Annotated in this window: 15 protein-coding genes, 1 pseudogene and 1 riboswitch; of the genes and pseudogenes, 12 read left to right on the top strand and 4 right to left on the bottom strand. The window is 52.5% G+C overall.

Annotated elements, in window-relative coordinates:
• Positions 1-2: 2 nt before the first annotated feature.
• A complete protein-coding gene (locus RIC05_RS20130; RefSeq protein ID WP_350041595.1) occupies positions 3-878 on the bottom strand; it encodes an abortive infection family protein in 876 nt (291 codons plus the stop codon).
• 92 nt (positions 879-970) lie between these two features.
• On the opposite strand from RIC05_RS20130, the gene amrS reads away from it, so the two are divergent.
• The 3 genes from amrS to RIC05_RS20115 all read left to right on the top strand — a co-directional run bounded on the left by amrS (position 971) and on the right by RIC05_RS20115 (position 3,063).
• The gene (amrS, locus tag RIC05_RS20125; protein WP_350047182.1) at positions 971-2,065 is read left to right on the top strand and encodes an AmmeMemoRadiSam system radical SAM enzyme; all 1,095 of its coding nucleotides are present in this window, start codon (positions 971-973) and stop codon (positions 2,063-2,065) included.
• Positions 2,066-2,104: 39 nt separating this feature from the next.
• The gene (locus tag RIC05_RS20120) at positions 2,105-2,503 is read left to right on the top strand and encodes a (R)-mandelonitrile lyase (RefSeq protein WP_350047181.1); all 399 of its coding nucleotides are present in this window, start codon (positions 2,105-2,107) and stop codon (positions 2,501-2,503) included.
• 86 nt (positions 2,504-2,589) lie between these two features.
• A complete protein-coding gene (locus RIC05_RS20115) occupies positions 2,590-3,063 on the top strand; it encodes a GNAT family N-acetyltransferase (protein WP_350047180.1) in 474 nt (157 codons plus the stop codon).
• Between the two features lie 13 nt (positions 3,064-3,076).
• Here the strand turns inward: RIC05_RS20115 and RIC05_RS20110 are convergent, their stop codons facing one another.
• Positions 3,077-3,961 (bottom strand): LysR family transcriptional regulator, encoded by an 885-nt coding sequence (locus tag RIC05_RS20110; RefSeq protein ID WP_350047179.1) that lies wholly within the window; start codon positions 3,959-3,961, stop codon positions 3,077-3,079.
• Between the two features lie 120 nt (positions 3,962-4,081).
• Here RIC05_RS20110 and RIC05_RS20105 point away from each other — a divergent pair, with 120 nt between their 5' ends.
• The 5 genes from RIC05_RS20105 (at position 4,082) to RIC05_RS20085 (ending at position 8,509) form a co-directional block, all read left to right on the top strand.
• The gene (locus RIC05_RS20105; protein ID WP_350047178.1) at positions 4,082-5,053 is read left to right on the top strand and encodes a quinone oxidoreductase family protein; all 972 of its coding nucleotides are present in this window, start codon (positions 4,082-4,084) and stop codon (positions 5,051-5,053) included.
• A 361-nt stretch (positions 5,054-5,414) separates the two neighbouring features.
• Complete coding sequence (locus RIC05_RS20100) at positions 5,415-6,884, top strand: leucyl aminopeptidase (RefSeq protein WP_350047177.1); 1,470 nt, start codon at positions 5,415-5,417, stop codon at positions 6,882-6,884.
• 97 nt (positions 6,885-6,981) lie between these two features.
• Positions 6,982-7,437, top strand: a complete 456-nt coding sequence (locus tag RIC05_RS20095) for a DNA polymerase III subunit chi (protein WP_350047176.1) — start codon at positions 6,982-6,984, stop codon at positions 7,435-7,437.
• A gap of 176 nt (positions 7,438-7,613) precedes the next feature.
• Positions 7,614-8,075 carry a MarR family winged helix-turn-helix transcriptional regulator gene (locus RIC05_RS20090; protein ID WP_350047175.1) on the top strand — a complete coding sequence of 154 codons (462 nt, stop codon included), beginning with the start codon at positions 7,614-7,616 and terminating at the stop codon, positions 8,073-8,075.
• Positions 8,076-8,107: 32 nt separating this feature from the next.
• Positions 8,108-8,509 carry a DUF1398 domain-containing protein gene (locus RIC05_RS20085; protein ID WP_350047174.1) on the top strand — a complete coding sequence of 134 codons (402 nt, stop codon included), beginning with the start codon at positions 8,108-8,110 and terminating at the stop codon, positions 8,507-8,509.
• 49 nt (positions 8,510-8,558) lie between these two features.
• Here the strand turns inward: RIC05_RS20085 and RIC05_RS20080 are convergent, their stop codons facing one another.
• Both RIC05_RS20080 and RIC05_RS20075 read right to left on the bottom strand, forming a co-directional pair.
• Positions 8,559-9,191 (bottom strand): GNAT family N-acetyltransferase, encoded by a 633-nt coding sequence (locus RIC05_RS20080; protein WP_350047173.1) that lies wholly within the window; start codon positions 9,189-9,191, stop codon positions 8,559-8,561.
• 27 nt (positions 9,192-9,218) lie between these two features.
• On the bottom strand, positions 9,219-10,178 hold the full coding sequence (locus RIC05_RS20075; RefSeq protein WP_350047172.1) for a homocysteine S-methyltransferase family protein: 960 nt from the start codon (positions 10,176-10,178) through the stop codon (positions 9,219-9,221).
• Positions 10,179-10,405: 227 nt separating this feature from the next.
• On the opposite strand from RIC05_RS20075, the gene RIC05_RS20070 reads away from it, so the two are divergent.
• The 4 genes and pseudogenes from RIC05_RS20070 (at position 10,406) to RIC05_RS20055 (ending at position 13,669) form a co-directional block, all read left to right on the top strand.
• On the top strand, positions 10,406-11,077 hold the full coding sequence (locus tag RIC05_RS20070; RefSeq protein ID WP_350047171.1) for a TetR/AcrR family transcriptional regulator: 672 nt from the start codon (positions 10,406-10,408) through the stop codon (positions 11,075-11,077).
• A 100-nt stretch (positions 11,078-11,177) separates the two neighbouring features.
• Positions 11,178-11,255, top strand: a riboswitch (SAM riboswitch).
• Positions 11,256-11,320: 65 nt separating this feature from the next.
• Positions 11,321-12,049 (top strand): annotated as a pseudogene (locus RIC05_RS20065) (methionine ABC transporter ATP-binding protein); the annotation flags it as partial.
• 69 nt (positions 12,050-12,118) lie between these two features.
• Entirely contained in the window at positions 12,119-12,778 is a 660-nt protein-coding gene (locus RIC05_RS20060; protein WP_350047170.1) for a methionine ABC transporter permease, read from the top strand.
• 90 nt (positions 12,779-12,868) lie between these two features.
• A complete protein-coding gene (locus tag RIC05_RS20055) occupies positions 12,869-13,669 on the top strand; it encodes a MetQ/NlpA family ABC transporter substrate-binding protein (protein WP_350047169.1) in 801 nt (266 codons plus the stop codon).
• Positions 13,670-13,683 lie beyond the last annotated feature (14 nt).

Below are 13,683 nucleotides of genomic sequence, written 5' to 3'. Positions count from 1 at the left end.
AGTTAGTTTTTTCGTTCGAGGTATGTTTCGACGATATATAGAAGGTTGGCAGTCGCATGGTGTATCGCAAGGCGGACAGCTTTATCTGAAACATTTCTATCTGGTGCGCCATGACCCCCCTCTTTATTTCGTATTTCTCCTAATGCTTTCAATTCATTTGCAATAGGGACAGCTTTATCTCTCGAAATTGTTGGGAAGAGGTCATTTTCCATCGCCCTTTGGATCAGCGGCATATATGTGTCTTTGGGGCCGTAAACAATATTTAGGTCATCAAAAATGATCTTAAGAGTTGCTTCAATAGACTTAACTGTATTGTCAATTGCGGTTTGGAGACTCTCTTGCGTTCCGCTTTTGTAATCAATGAACGCTTGCCTTAAGTACCCATATGGCTCGGCTAGGAAATCTTGGTTTAAAAGACTGATAGTCGGAATAACTGCATCGTTCGTTAGCATCTCGTCATCAATTGGGATCAAGTTATCTCCACTAAACTTGAAGCCAACTCCAGCTAATTTCAGTCTGTAATTTATGCGTTCAATTGTGTCTTGTTTTCTTTGGTTTTCATCGCATTCTTTAACCAGCAACTCGATTACAGTTAGGGCGTGCTCGACGTCACGGAGAGTATGACCTCCATCAAGACCGGAATGCAAAAAAGTTTGCAGTTCTATATCGTAGTTGTGCGCCATATCGTCAAAGCCGTTTTGATTCAGATAGTAAACTCCCAAGGCATGTCGAAGCCGGATTACAGTGTTATACGGATTGATTTGGCTTCCTTCTAGAAGTTGCCAGCACTGCGTTCGAGCTTCGTTTGGAAAATGATCTTTTTCAAAAGTCTTAGGCCATTCTCCGCGTTGTGTTTTCATTCTCTCAAAGAACAGCATCGAACGATTTCCTTAATTGTGTTCGCTTTCGGCTTCTCAATCATTAAATGATAACCTAAGAATTGATTGGGAAAATAAGGTTTTCTGCATTTATGTTGAGAAACACTGCAACCGACACCGTCCCCGGACGCTACTGGCATCATCTAGAAGATGGCCGGATTCAGTGCGATGTCTGCCCGCGTTTTTGCAAGCTGAAAGACGGGCAGCGCGGGCTTTGTTTTGTCCGGGCACGCCAGGACGATCAGATGGTTCTGACCACATGGGGGCGATCTTCGGGCTTTTGCATCGATCCGGTTGAAAAGAAACCGCTGAACCACTTTTTGCCCGGCACCCCGATCCTGTCCTTTGGCACGGCGGGCTGTAACCTGACCTGCAAGTTCTGCCAGAATTACGAGATTTCCAAAGCACGCGAGATGGATAAGCTAGGCTCGCTCGCTACCCCGGAAATGATCGCCAAAACTGCCAAGGCGCATGGCTGCTCGTCGGTTGCCTTTACCTATAACGATCCGGTGATCTTTCTTGAATATGCCGTCGATGTTGCGCAGGCCTGCCGCGAATTGGGGCTGCGCACCGTGGCGGTGACGGCGGGCTATATCGGCGATAAAGCCCGCGAAGAATTCTTCCGCCATATGGATGCGGCTAATGTCGATCTTAAGGGCTTTACCGAGGGGTTCTATCACAAGCTTTGCTCGGCCCATCTCAATGACGTTCTGGAAACGCTGAAATACCTGAAACATGAAACCGGTGTGTGGTTCGAACTCACCAACCTTGTCATTCCCGGTGAAAATGACGGGGACGCGGAATTTGATGAAATGACAAATTGGGTGCGCGATGAACTTGGCCCCGATGTGCCCATGCATTTCACCGCCTTTCACCCCGACTGGAAAATGATGGATCATCCGCGCACGCCGCCCGAAACCCTGTTGCGGGCGCGTGATATCGCGATGAAGAACGGCATTCGCTATCCTTACGTCGGCAATGTCCATGACAAATCGGGATCAAGCACCTATTGCCATTCCTGTGGTGATGTTTTGATCGGCCGTGACTGGTATCAGTTGTCGGACTGGAACCTTGATGCCCATGGCAAATGCAACAATTGCGGCACTGAATGCGCTGGCGTGTTTCAAGCCCGGCCGGGTACGTGGGGCCCGAAACGCCAACCGGTTCGGTTGATCACCAAGTCATAGTCACAAGTCATAGTTAAAAGACAGATTAGGAAGCTTATCATGGAAATCAAACGCGCCGGATCACAGGCATCCACCATCGGATCACCGGAATATTTCACCGGACAGGTGCGCATTGAACCCATCATCAGTGCGTCTGATCCGGCACGGGTTGCCGCGGCCAATGTAACGTTTGAACCGGGCGCACGGACAACCTGGCACACTCATCCTTTGGGCCAGACAATTATCATCACCGCCGGATTTGGCCGCGCCCAGCGCGAAGGCGGCCCGGTCGAGGAAATCCGCCCCGGTGATATCGTATGGTTCGCACCGGGCGAAAAGCATTGGCACGGTGCCGGACCCGATACCGCCATGACCCACATCGCCATTCAGGAAAAGCTCAACGGGTCGCCGGTTGATTGGCTGGAACCGGTCAGTGATGCGGATTATCTCGGGGCTTAAACAAAGCCCCTGTGACGTTTTTGCTGGTGCATTATCCCATCTTGGCTAAAGTGCCGCCGGTTTGGAACGCGTATGGAAAGAACAGCATGGCCGGGATGAAAATTCGCAAAGCACGCTTGGGCGATGTCGGGGCAATCTTTGCCATCCGAAGCCGCGTGCGTGAAAACCATCTTTCCGCGTCTGAGCTGGCCGAACGCGGCATCACCAAGGCGGCCTTTGGCAAATGGCTGGAACAGGGCTATGGCATCTGGATTGCCGATCTGGATGGATCGGCAGCAGGCTTTGCCATCGCCATCCCGCATGAATCCACCCTTTGGGCCTTGTTCGTTGATCCCGATTTTGAAGGGCGTGGCGTTGGCGCAGCTCTTTTGCGCATGGCCGAAGAATGGCTGTTTGCCCAAGGATGCGATGACATATCCCTGACAACCGGGGCCGATCCCAAAAACCGTGCACATGGATTTTATGACATGCATGGCTGGCACAGCACGGGCGATGTCGACGGTGATGAAATTGAATACATCAAATCAAACCCGTCACTGTCGCTGTTTGATTTTGACTAGCCTTTAGACAAGATCAGTCCTTTGGTGAGATTGGCGTTTCCCGCTGTAAGATTTCAAGTGCTGCATCAACAACCGGTGCTCGGCGGTCATGAGCATAAAGACCATATTGGACTGTGATGGTATCGGGTACGCCGAGCGGCGGCTTGAACATACGCATTGTTGAGGAGCGAACGGCATCGGCGGGTAGTAAGCCGACACCAATGCCGTTTTCAATTGCTCCCTGTAGGGCGGTAATGCTTTGGCTTGTCATTGTCATGCGGTGGTCTATGCCAGCCGCAACCAGCGCGGCAATCATACGCTTTCGCCATGGGCAGCTTGGCGGGAACGCCACAAGATCAAATGCCTGGCCCGGATTACCAATGTTTGGCTCAATGTCATGATCTTTTGCACAGACCCAGTGCATCTCGGCATTCCATACCGTAAGCGCATCGGCACTGACCACGGATGTCGGCACAATCATCAAGTCAAGCCCGTGGTCATCCCAAAGTTGCCCAAGTCCGACACTGCTTTGAACCGTGATATCAAGACGGATGTCAGGATGTGCACGGTGTAGCCGTCCAAGGGCTGCTGGCAGGGTGGCTGTCGCGACTTCTTCCGCAAGACCAATGCGGACATTGCCGGTTATCGGGGTTTGGCGCACGCGTGCATGGGCTTCTTCATTAAGTGCCAGGATACGCTTGGCATATCCCAGAAACAATTCGCCTTCCGCCGTTGGCACAACCCCGCGCCCGGTGCGTAGTAACAGTGGCCGCTCAAGCAACCCTTCAAGCCGCTTGATCTGCATGCTGAGTGCCGATTGGGTTCGTCCGTTCTGATTCGCAACGCGGCTCATGCTGCCTTGCTGACAAACAGCAACAAACGTCCGTAAAAGGTCGGGGCTGATTTGATCAGATATCATAATTTTTGAACTCTGTTATTATCGATATCAGTCTACAGTGATGTTGGTGATCGCGCTATATCCCTTTCATACTAATTATTCGGTCCGGTTTCGGACCTCATGATATGAAGGGAATACCCAATGAAAGCCATTCGATTTCATCGTTATGGTGGGCCGGATGTCCTACAATACGAAGACGTGGAAACCCGCAATCCTGGGCCCGGCGAAATCCGCATCCGCAACCATGCCATCGGCGTTAACTTCATCGACATTTACATGCGAACAGGTGCCTATCCCGTACCGCAATTCCCGTTCAGTCCGGGTAAGGAAGGGGCGGGTGAAGTTATTGCGGTTGGCGATGGGGTCAGTGAATTTGCCATCGGCGATCGTGTCGCCTATGTCGAGGCGCCCGGTGCTTACAGTGAAGAACATAACGTTCCTGCCAGCGTTGCGGTGCATTTACCCATAACCATTTCCTATGAAACTGCGGCATCCATGATGCTCAAGGGGCTGACAGCGCAATATTTGTTGCGCCGGACTTATATGGTTACGTCTGACGACGTGGTTTTGATTCATGCCGCCGCTGGTGGTGTCGGCCAAATTGCCACTCAATGGGCAAAATATCTGGGCGCAACCGTGATCGGCACAGTCGGTTCTCGGCAAAAAGCCGAACTGGCGCGCTTGAATGGCTGCGATTATGTGATTGATTACAGTCAGGAGGATCTGGTCGCACGTGTACGCGATATCACGGGCAACAAGGGATGCGATGTCGTTTATGACGGGATTGGAAAAGCAACTTTTCCTGCGTCGCTCGATTGTCTGCGCCCGTTTGGCTATTTTGTCAGTTTCGGCACCGCATCCGGTCCGATTCCGCCCTTTGACATTATGATGCTGGCAGCCAAAGGCTCTTTATTTACCACTTGGCCTCTGCTTCCAACTCATATCGCAAAGCGCGAAAACCTGATTGCGATGAGCAATGATTTGTTTGATGTTGTTGCCAAAGGCGCCGTCAAAATCCCAACCCCGAACCGCGTTGAACTTGCTGATGCCGCCTTGGCCCATCATCGCCTTGAAACGCGGCAAACCACCGGGGCAACCATTCTGTTGCCCTAATAACCCAAATGCGGGGCTAAAGCCCCGCATTTGTTTTTACGCCAACGGAATACCGCACGTCTTTTTCTGGTGCAGTTTATCTGCGTGGCTAAAGTGTCGCCGATGAGCTGACGTCGGATTGAAAGGAAAATAGACGGGATGAAATTCGCCAAGCACGCTTGGGCGCTGTCGCTGTTTGATTTTTCCGAGGGCTAATTACGCCACTCGTCGTGTTTGTTCGTTGCTATTGCGTGAAATCGCATATGTTTTTCGATGATAAGCCTTTTCAAGCGGATATAACGCGCTAGATTAGGGGCAGCATTTTAAACATACGACGCATGACGTCGTACTGCCCCGAAACATGACAGGAGTCCTGTTCACCATGAAGATCACGTTTACCGATCTCGCCATCCCCGCCAGCGGTGCCGTTATTGCCTTTGCCACCGAAGGTGCCGATCTGATGCCAAGTGCGGTTGCACTTGATGAAGCAACGGGTGGTCTGATCACCAAGGCGATCCAGTCATCGACCTTTAAGGGCAAAGCAGGGCAAAGCCTGCAAATTCTTGCCCCGTCGAATGTCGATCTGTCGCGCGTGATTGTTTTCGGGATTGGCAAGGAAGCCGAATTTGACGTGATCGCCGCGCAAAAGCTTGGCGGATCGGTGGCCGTACGGGCGCTTTCAACCGGTGAAAAAGACCTTTCGGTTTTGTTTGATATGGAAGGTCTGGCTTGTGACTTCGCAACCGGTGCCATGCTGCGCGATTATCGTTTCGATAAATACCGCACCACCCAGACCAAAGATGACAAGCCGGTTCTTAAGGGCTTAAGCATCGCAGCCCGCGATCATAAGGAAGCCAAGAAACAGTTCGACAGCGCCAAAAAGGTCGTCGAAGGCGTGTTCTTCACCCGTGATCTGGTGTCTGAACCGGCCAATGTGCTGTATCCTGAAAGCTTCATGAAAGAAGTCAGCGCACTTGAAAAGCTCGGTGTCGAGATTGACGTGCTTGACGAAAAAGAAATGAAAAAGCTTGGCATGGGCGCACTTCTGGGCGTTGCCATGGGCTCGGCGCGCAAGCCTTATATGGTCATCATGCGCTGGAACGGCGGCAAGAAAAAAGAAGACCCCGTCGCCTTTGTTGGCAAGGGTGTGACCTTTGACACTGGCGGCATTTCGATCAAACCTGCTGCTGGCATGGAAGACATGAAGTTTGACATGGGCGGTGCCGGTGTTGTGTCCGGCCTGATGAAGGCCTTGGCAGGCCGTAAGGCGAAATGCAACGTGGTCGGGGTGATTGGTCTTGTTGAAAACATGCCGTCGTCAACTGCACAACGTCCGGGTGATGTTGTCACCTCGATGTCGGGTCAGACGATTGAAGTCATCAATACCGACGCCGAAGGCCGCCTGGTTCTGTGTGATGCCCTGACATATGTTCAGGAAAAGCATAATCCGCGTTTGATTGTCGATCTGGCGACCCTTACGGGGGCCGTGATCATTGCCCTTGGTCATGAAAATGCCGGTCTGTTTTCCAACAATGATGACTTGTCACAGCAAATCACCACGGCGGGTCTTTCGGTTGATGAAACCGTTTGGCGTTTGCCGCTGGGTGCGGGCTATGACAAGCAGATCAAATCTGACATTGCCGATATGAAAAACGTCGGTGGCCGTGCCGCGGGTTCGATCACCGCAGCCCAGTTCCTTAAACGCTTTATCACCAAAGATCGTCCGTGGGCGCATCTTGATATTGCCGCAACCGCATGGTCGACATCCGATAAGGAAGTCATACCAAAGGGCGCGACGGGCTTTGGCGTGCGTCTGCTGGATCGCTTTGTTGCAGATAACTACGAATCTTAAGCATCCAACCTGATTTTCAGGTTTAAGATCAAAACAATCGACGGGGCAGGGTGATGATCACCTTGCCCCGTTTTGGTGTTCGGGATAGAAACGCCTTATGGCTGATATCTGGTTTTATCATCTCACCAGCATGCCGCTGGAACGCGCACTCCCGACCCTGCTGTCCAAAACACTGGAGCGGGAAAAACGTGCTGTGGTGATGACGGGTAATGAACAGCGCATTGATGCGATCAACACGTTGCTCTGGACCTATGACGCGGCAAGCTGGCTGCCGCACGGGGCAAAGGCCGATGGCGATCCGGAAATGCAGCCGGTCTGGATTACGGCTGACGATGAAAACCCCAACGGGGCACAGTTCCTGTTTTTGACCGACCGCGCAATCAGCGACAAAATCACGGATTTTGAACGCGTCATCATGCTGTTTGATGACCGCGATCACGATGCAGTGTCCGAAGCCCGCACACGCTGGAAAGATTGGAAAGACGCAGGACATAAACTGTCCTACTGGCAGCAAACCCCGCAAGGTGCGTGGGAAAAAAAGGCCGAGAGCTAGGCCTTGCCCAAACTTTCCGGGATGTCCATCGCGCAGAACATCCGGGGCTGCGCACCATCATTTCGCTGAAGCCATCGCAAGGATGCGACCATAAATCGAATTTAATTGACTAGGAAACTTTACAGGTTTAGTTTCCTAGTCAATTAAATGGCCTGGGCCCAAAACAGGAACCCTTGATGTCGCAAAACCACCCCGTCTCGGAATTGACCGATCATCTCGGCTTTTGGTTGCGCCATGTGTCGAACCATGTGTCCCATGCCTTTGCCGCCAGACTGGCGGACAAGGATGTGACGGTTGCCGAATGGGTGATGATGCGCGCCCTTTATGGCAAGGACCCGACATTGCCCAGCCGCCTTGCCGATGACATGGGTATGACCCGTGGGGCAATTTCAAAGCTGGCCGACCGTTTGATTGCAAAATCGCTGATCGTCCGAAAAGCCGATCGCACCGACGGGCGCGCGCAAACCCTTGCCCTGACCGGGGCAGGGGCGGATCTGGTGCCAAGGCTGGCCGAACTGGCCGATCAGAACGATGCGGCGTTTTTCGGCCATCTGTCTGACAGTGACCGTGCCGTGATGGAGCAGATCCTTAAACGTGTGGTCGAACAATGCCGCCTGACGACCCTGCCACTTGCCTGATGTAAGGCGCACTCATTTGATTGGAAACGCAGATGGAAAACTCTCAAAAGTCGGTGGCGCAAACCTGCCTGAACGGGGCAGAAGACGGCACGATGACGTTCCCGGAAATCGTCGGCACCTTGATGCAGGCGGGATTTGAAAGCTATGCGGTCGATTTTCGCAGATCCCTTGCCGTCTATTACCTTGCCGATGGCCAAAGCGTCGCGTTTCCGACCCATAATGCAGGCAGCCCCGTCGCTGCGGATTTTAACCGTGATGCCATCATGTCTGCCATCCGCGAGGCCCAGCAACTCATCCCCGGTTACACTTATAAGGGGTTTTGCGCAAAAGTCGCGGCAGCGGGCTGTGCCGGATATGTTGTCTCGTTTTCCGGACGTCGGGCGCTTTATCTTGGCCGAACGGCTGAAACCCATGTGGAACATTTCCCGGATTAGAAGGATGCTTAAAGGCCGGAAGCAGATTGCCCCCGGCCTTTTGCTGTCCCTAGATTTCCTTGATCAGCAAGACCCAGTTTTCACCGGGGTTCTTCCAATCATCCTTGACGATCCTGCGCGACGCTATTTGGGTATAGCCATGGCGTTGATAAAGTCGAACAGCGCCGGGATTGCCATCAGATGCGATAATGCTGACGGTTAATTTCCCGGCCTGTCTGGCATTGCGTTCGGCCCGTGCTATCAATTCGGATCCAACACCGCGATTGCGAAATTCCGGGAAAACGGCCAGCACATTGATGTACCAGCTGCCCGGTGCAAGATTTTCAAGTTCGATCATTGGCACAAACATTGCCGGGACGTCTGCCGGATCAAACGGTTCAGGCGTGTTTGGCTGGGCATATCCGACCAGTGATCCGACAACTTCATCGCCAATGCAGGCAAGCGTCGTGTTGCGGTATGAAAACCCGCCTTCATCACGTTGTGCGCGACGGCGCCCAACATCCCAGACCGTTTCATTACCTTCGATCATGTCTTGCCACAAATATGCCGGAAGACCTTCACCGGCAAAGTTGATCAGCTGCGCCATTGCATCGCCGTCATCCTTGGTGGCGTCGCGAAAAGTCGGTTTCGGGAACGATTGGACAGCACTGTTTGGTGCTGCCCGTTCGTGCAGTTTATTCATTGCTCGTGTCCTGTTATTCGGTGCGTGTTATTCCGCCGCCTGAAGGCGCGGTAAGGCATGTTTGGTCATTGCCGCGACATGACGGTGATCCGTGCCGCAACATCCGCCGATGACCGCAAGATTGGGCAACAGTTTTGCCAGATGGTCATAAAGCCGGCCAAGCTCATCGGGGTTGCCATCATCTAGATGCTCGCAGGCATCAAGTTCTGCATGGCTTTGGCGCGATGCATTGGCCCGAACCCCGCAGATGCGGTTTTTCCAAGCGCCGTCATTTTCAAGCTTGTCGCTGAAATGGTCCGGATGGGCGCAATTAATCATGTAATAGGCAACGTAATGATCAGTGCTGTCATCGACCAGTTCGATGGCCTGTTGGATCGTATCGCCACTTGGCAGGGTGCCGTCGGTTTCAACGGTAAACGAAATGACGCACGGAATGTTTGCATCCCGGCTTGCCAGAACAATGCCAATGGCCTCTTGCGGATAATTGATCGTCACGGCCGACACCATATCGACACCGGATTTGACAAAATTGACGATCTGCGTGGCGTGATAGGTGCGCGCCTGATGGGTGGTCATGCGATTGGATGGAACATACCCGTCGCCGCGCGGCCCGATATTGCCGCTGATCAGACACGGTGTGTCTTCTGACTGGTGGCGGTTGCGCAGATCAGACATCATTTCAATGGCACGATGATTGATGTCCGCCAGTTCTGCGTCGCTATATCCCATCTTTTGTCCCCAGTCGCTGCTCGCGCGCCATGTCGGGCTTTCAAGGACAAAACCGGTCTTTGCCGCCTTGGCGATTTCAAGGTAACGCTCGTAATAGGCAAAAACGCGGTCATAGCCGTCTTTGGTTTTCAAAAGATCGAATGACGCGAAATGGGGAATGTCGATCCCGTCATGGAAAATAAGCGTGGTTTCAAGGCCGCCATCTGTAATGAATTTCGTTCTCCCGTGCGGTGGAAGGTTTGGATTTACTATGTTCATCGGTCCCGGTTTCACATTTTGGTGTTAAATTTTCTACCCTGAGGGTATTTAGGCGAGAGGCTGAAATCTCGCTCCGATTGGGTTTTGCTTCTAGTAGGCACGCGGTCCGGTTTGGCGAGATTTCATATAGATATGAAAAACAATGACTTATGGAATGCTGGTGGGTGTTCGGCGCGGCTGGGAACGGTCCGGGCGACGAAAAACTGTACCGGCGGTAGGGTAAAGTGATGACTGAAGTGGTAAGCCGCGCAATCGATGGCGATGCTGACATTGCCAAAGGCAAGGGACAGCGCACCCGCGAACGCATTCTTGAAATTGCGGCAAACGCGGTGCTTGCAAAGGGATTTGGCGCGACCTCTATCGAAGAAATCATCAGCGAAGCCGGATTGACCAAAAGCGGCTTTTTCTATCATTTCCGCGACAAGAACGAACTCGCCCGTGCCCTGCTGGAACAGCATATCGCACAGGATGACGTCATCTTTGATCAGGTCTTTAACCGGGCGCGTGAACTGGTCGATGATCCACTGCAACAATTGCTGGCTGCACTTAAAATGCTGGCCGAGATCCTTGAAGACCTGCCAAACGGTCATCCGGGCTGCATTGTTGCGGTCTATTGCTATCAGGAACGGCTGTTTGACAAAGAGGTCCGCGATCTCAACCGTATGGCTGTTCTGGGATGGCGCATCAGGTTTCGCGAAATTCTTGAAGAAATCGCCGCGCAATATGAAACCCGTGAACCGGTTGATCTTGAAGAAGTCGCCGATATGGTCTCGACCGTGTTGGAAGGCGGGATTGTCATGTCCAAGGCACTGAATGAACCACGCAAAGTGGCTGATCAGATATTGTTGCTGCGCAGCTTTGTGAAAATGCTGTTCACGCGCAGCCAGGGAGTGGCCTAAAGACAGGTTTTTTGTGTAATATATTTCGCTTTCATAAAAGCCATGCGTAAAATGCATGCTCATTGTGATTGATGAACTGCGTTCAGTCGGTTACATATTGCACATCGAACGCGCCGATTTGCTCCTCAGCTTGCGGGCGCGATAAAAATGCGGCTAAAGCGAGAGGGCGTATATGCTCTGTATGTACGACCGCCTCGGTAAAGCCGCGGCGGTTTTTTTGTATGTACGGAAAGGTTGAGACCGATGATCAGGCTCTCGAACGTCCAGAAGACTTATCCTGCCCGACGCGGTAGCGAAGCACACGCAGCATTGCGCGGTATCGATCTTGATATTGCAGCAGGCGAAATTGTCGGTGTGATTGGCCGCTCGGGTGCCGGGAAATCAACCCTGATCCGTTGCATCAATTTGCTTGAAGTGCCGACATCGGGTTCCGTGATTGTTGATGGAACCGATGTGACAACGCTTTCCAAGCGCGATTTGCCGTTGTTCCGCCGTCAGCTTGGCATGGTGTTTCAGCATTTCAATCTTTTGTCCTCACGCACGGTTTACGACAATATTGCATTGCCGCTTGAACTTGCCGGGGCGAGTAAGGCCGAAATCGCTGCTGCGGTTGATCCGCTTTTGCCGCTGGTCGGGCTAGATGACAAACGCGATCGTTATCCGGCTGAATTGTCGGGCGGTCAGAAACAGCGTGTTGGCATTGCCCGCGCACTTTCATCCAATCCTAAGGTTCTTTTATGTGACGAGGTCACATCCGCCCTTGATCCGGAAACCACCCGTCAGATCTTGAACCTGCTTAAAGACATCAACAGTCGTCTTGGCCTGACAATGGTGGTGATTACCCACGAAATGGCGGTGGTCAAAGCACTGTGTGACCGTGTTGCGGTTATGGATAGCGGTGTGATTGTCGAAGAAGGCGACGTTGCCGGTATTTTCGCCAATCCTGCCCATGCGACAACCAAGTCGCTTTTGGCTGATGAGTTTATTGAATTTCGCGCCGGTACGGATGCCGGAATAGCCGACGGGCAGGAGGGCTAAACCATGTTTTCAACACTTGCACCAATTCTGCTTCAGGCGACTTGGGAAACGCTGTATATGGTCGGTGTTTCGCTGTTTCTGGCGACCGCACTTGGCTTGCCACTTGGCGTGTTGCTTGCAACATCTGGCCGCGGGGAGCTTCTTGAAGCACCACTGTTTCAAAAGGTTATCGGCCCGATTGTCAATGCGACCCGGTCTGTGCCGTTTATCATTTTGGCCGTGGCGATCATTCCGTTTACGCGCCTGATTGTCGGAACGTCGATTGGCACGTCAGCGGCCATCGTGCCCCTGACAGTGGCGGCGATCCCGTTCATTGCGCGCATCATCGAAGGTGCGATCCGTGAAGTCGATAGTGGCCTGATCGAAGCCGCCCAAGCCATGGGCGCACGTCCGTTACAGGTGGTCTCCAAGGTCCTTCTGCCCGAAGCCCTGCCGGGCATTATTCATGGCCTGACCCTGACGGCCGTTACCCTGATTGGCTATTCTGCCATGGTTGGTGCGGTCGGTGCTGGTGGCCTTGGTGATCTTGGCATTCGTTATGGGTATCAGCGGTTCCGGCCCGATGTGATGGCGCTGGTCGTGATTACCCTGATTGTTGTGGTTCAGACGGTGCAGATGCTGGGCGATCGTCTGGCGCGCAAGGCTGATAAACGCAACATCTGATCCAAAAGTACAGAATTGACGCCCCACATTCGATTTTTCGAATTCCCGCAAAACCCAAAGAAAACACCAAAGCACATAAGGAGCTTTATCATGCGGTTTCTACTTAAACTGACGGCTGCCGCCGTTCTGACCGCCGTCTTTACCGGACAGGCCATCGCCAATGACAAAATCAAGGTCGCAGTGACCCCGGGTGCCCATGAAGAAGTCATGGAACAGGTTGCCAAAGTTGCAGCCACCAAGGGCCTTGATATCGAAATTATCAGCTTCTCGGATTATGTTATTCCGAATCAAGCACTTGATGATGGCGATCTGGATGCCAACAGCTTCCAGCATAAGCCGTATCTTGATAACCAGATCAAAGACCGTGGCTATGACCTTGCGGTGGTGGGCTATAACATCCTGACCCCGATGGGCATTTATTCCGATAAAATCAAAAGCCTGGACGAGCTCAAAGACGGTGCGGAAATCGGTATTCCGAACGATCCGACCAATGGTGGCCGTGCGCTTCTGGTGCTTCAGTCACAGGGTTTGATCAAGGTCGATCCGGCGGCTGGTCTGGTTGTCAGCCCGCTTGATATTATCGAAAACCCGAAGAATATCAGCTTTGTAGAGCTTGATGCCGCACAGCTTCCGCGCTCCTTGGCCGATCTGGATGCATCTGCGATCAACACCAATTACGCCCTTGAAGCCGGTCTGAACCCGGTGAAGGATTCGATTGTGATTGAAGGCAATGACAGCCCGTATGCCAACGTGATCGTCACCCGCACCCAGGACAAAGACGCACCTTGGGTCAAGACACTGGTTGAATCCTATCACGATGATTCGATCCGCGAATTCATCGAAACCAAATACGAAGGTTCGGTCCTTCCGGTATTCAAAATTTCTGAATAATCACGCCGATTATT

It is taken from the genome of Thalassospira sp. (assembly GCF_040218635.1).
Taxonomy (GTDB): Bacteria; Pseudomonadota; Alphaproteobacteria; order Rhodospirillales; family Thalassospiraceae; genus Thalassospira.
This window is presented reverse-complemented; position numbering and strand designations above follow the sequence as displayed.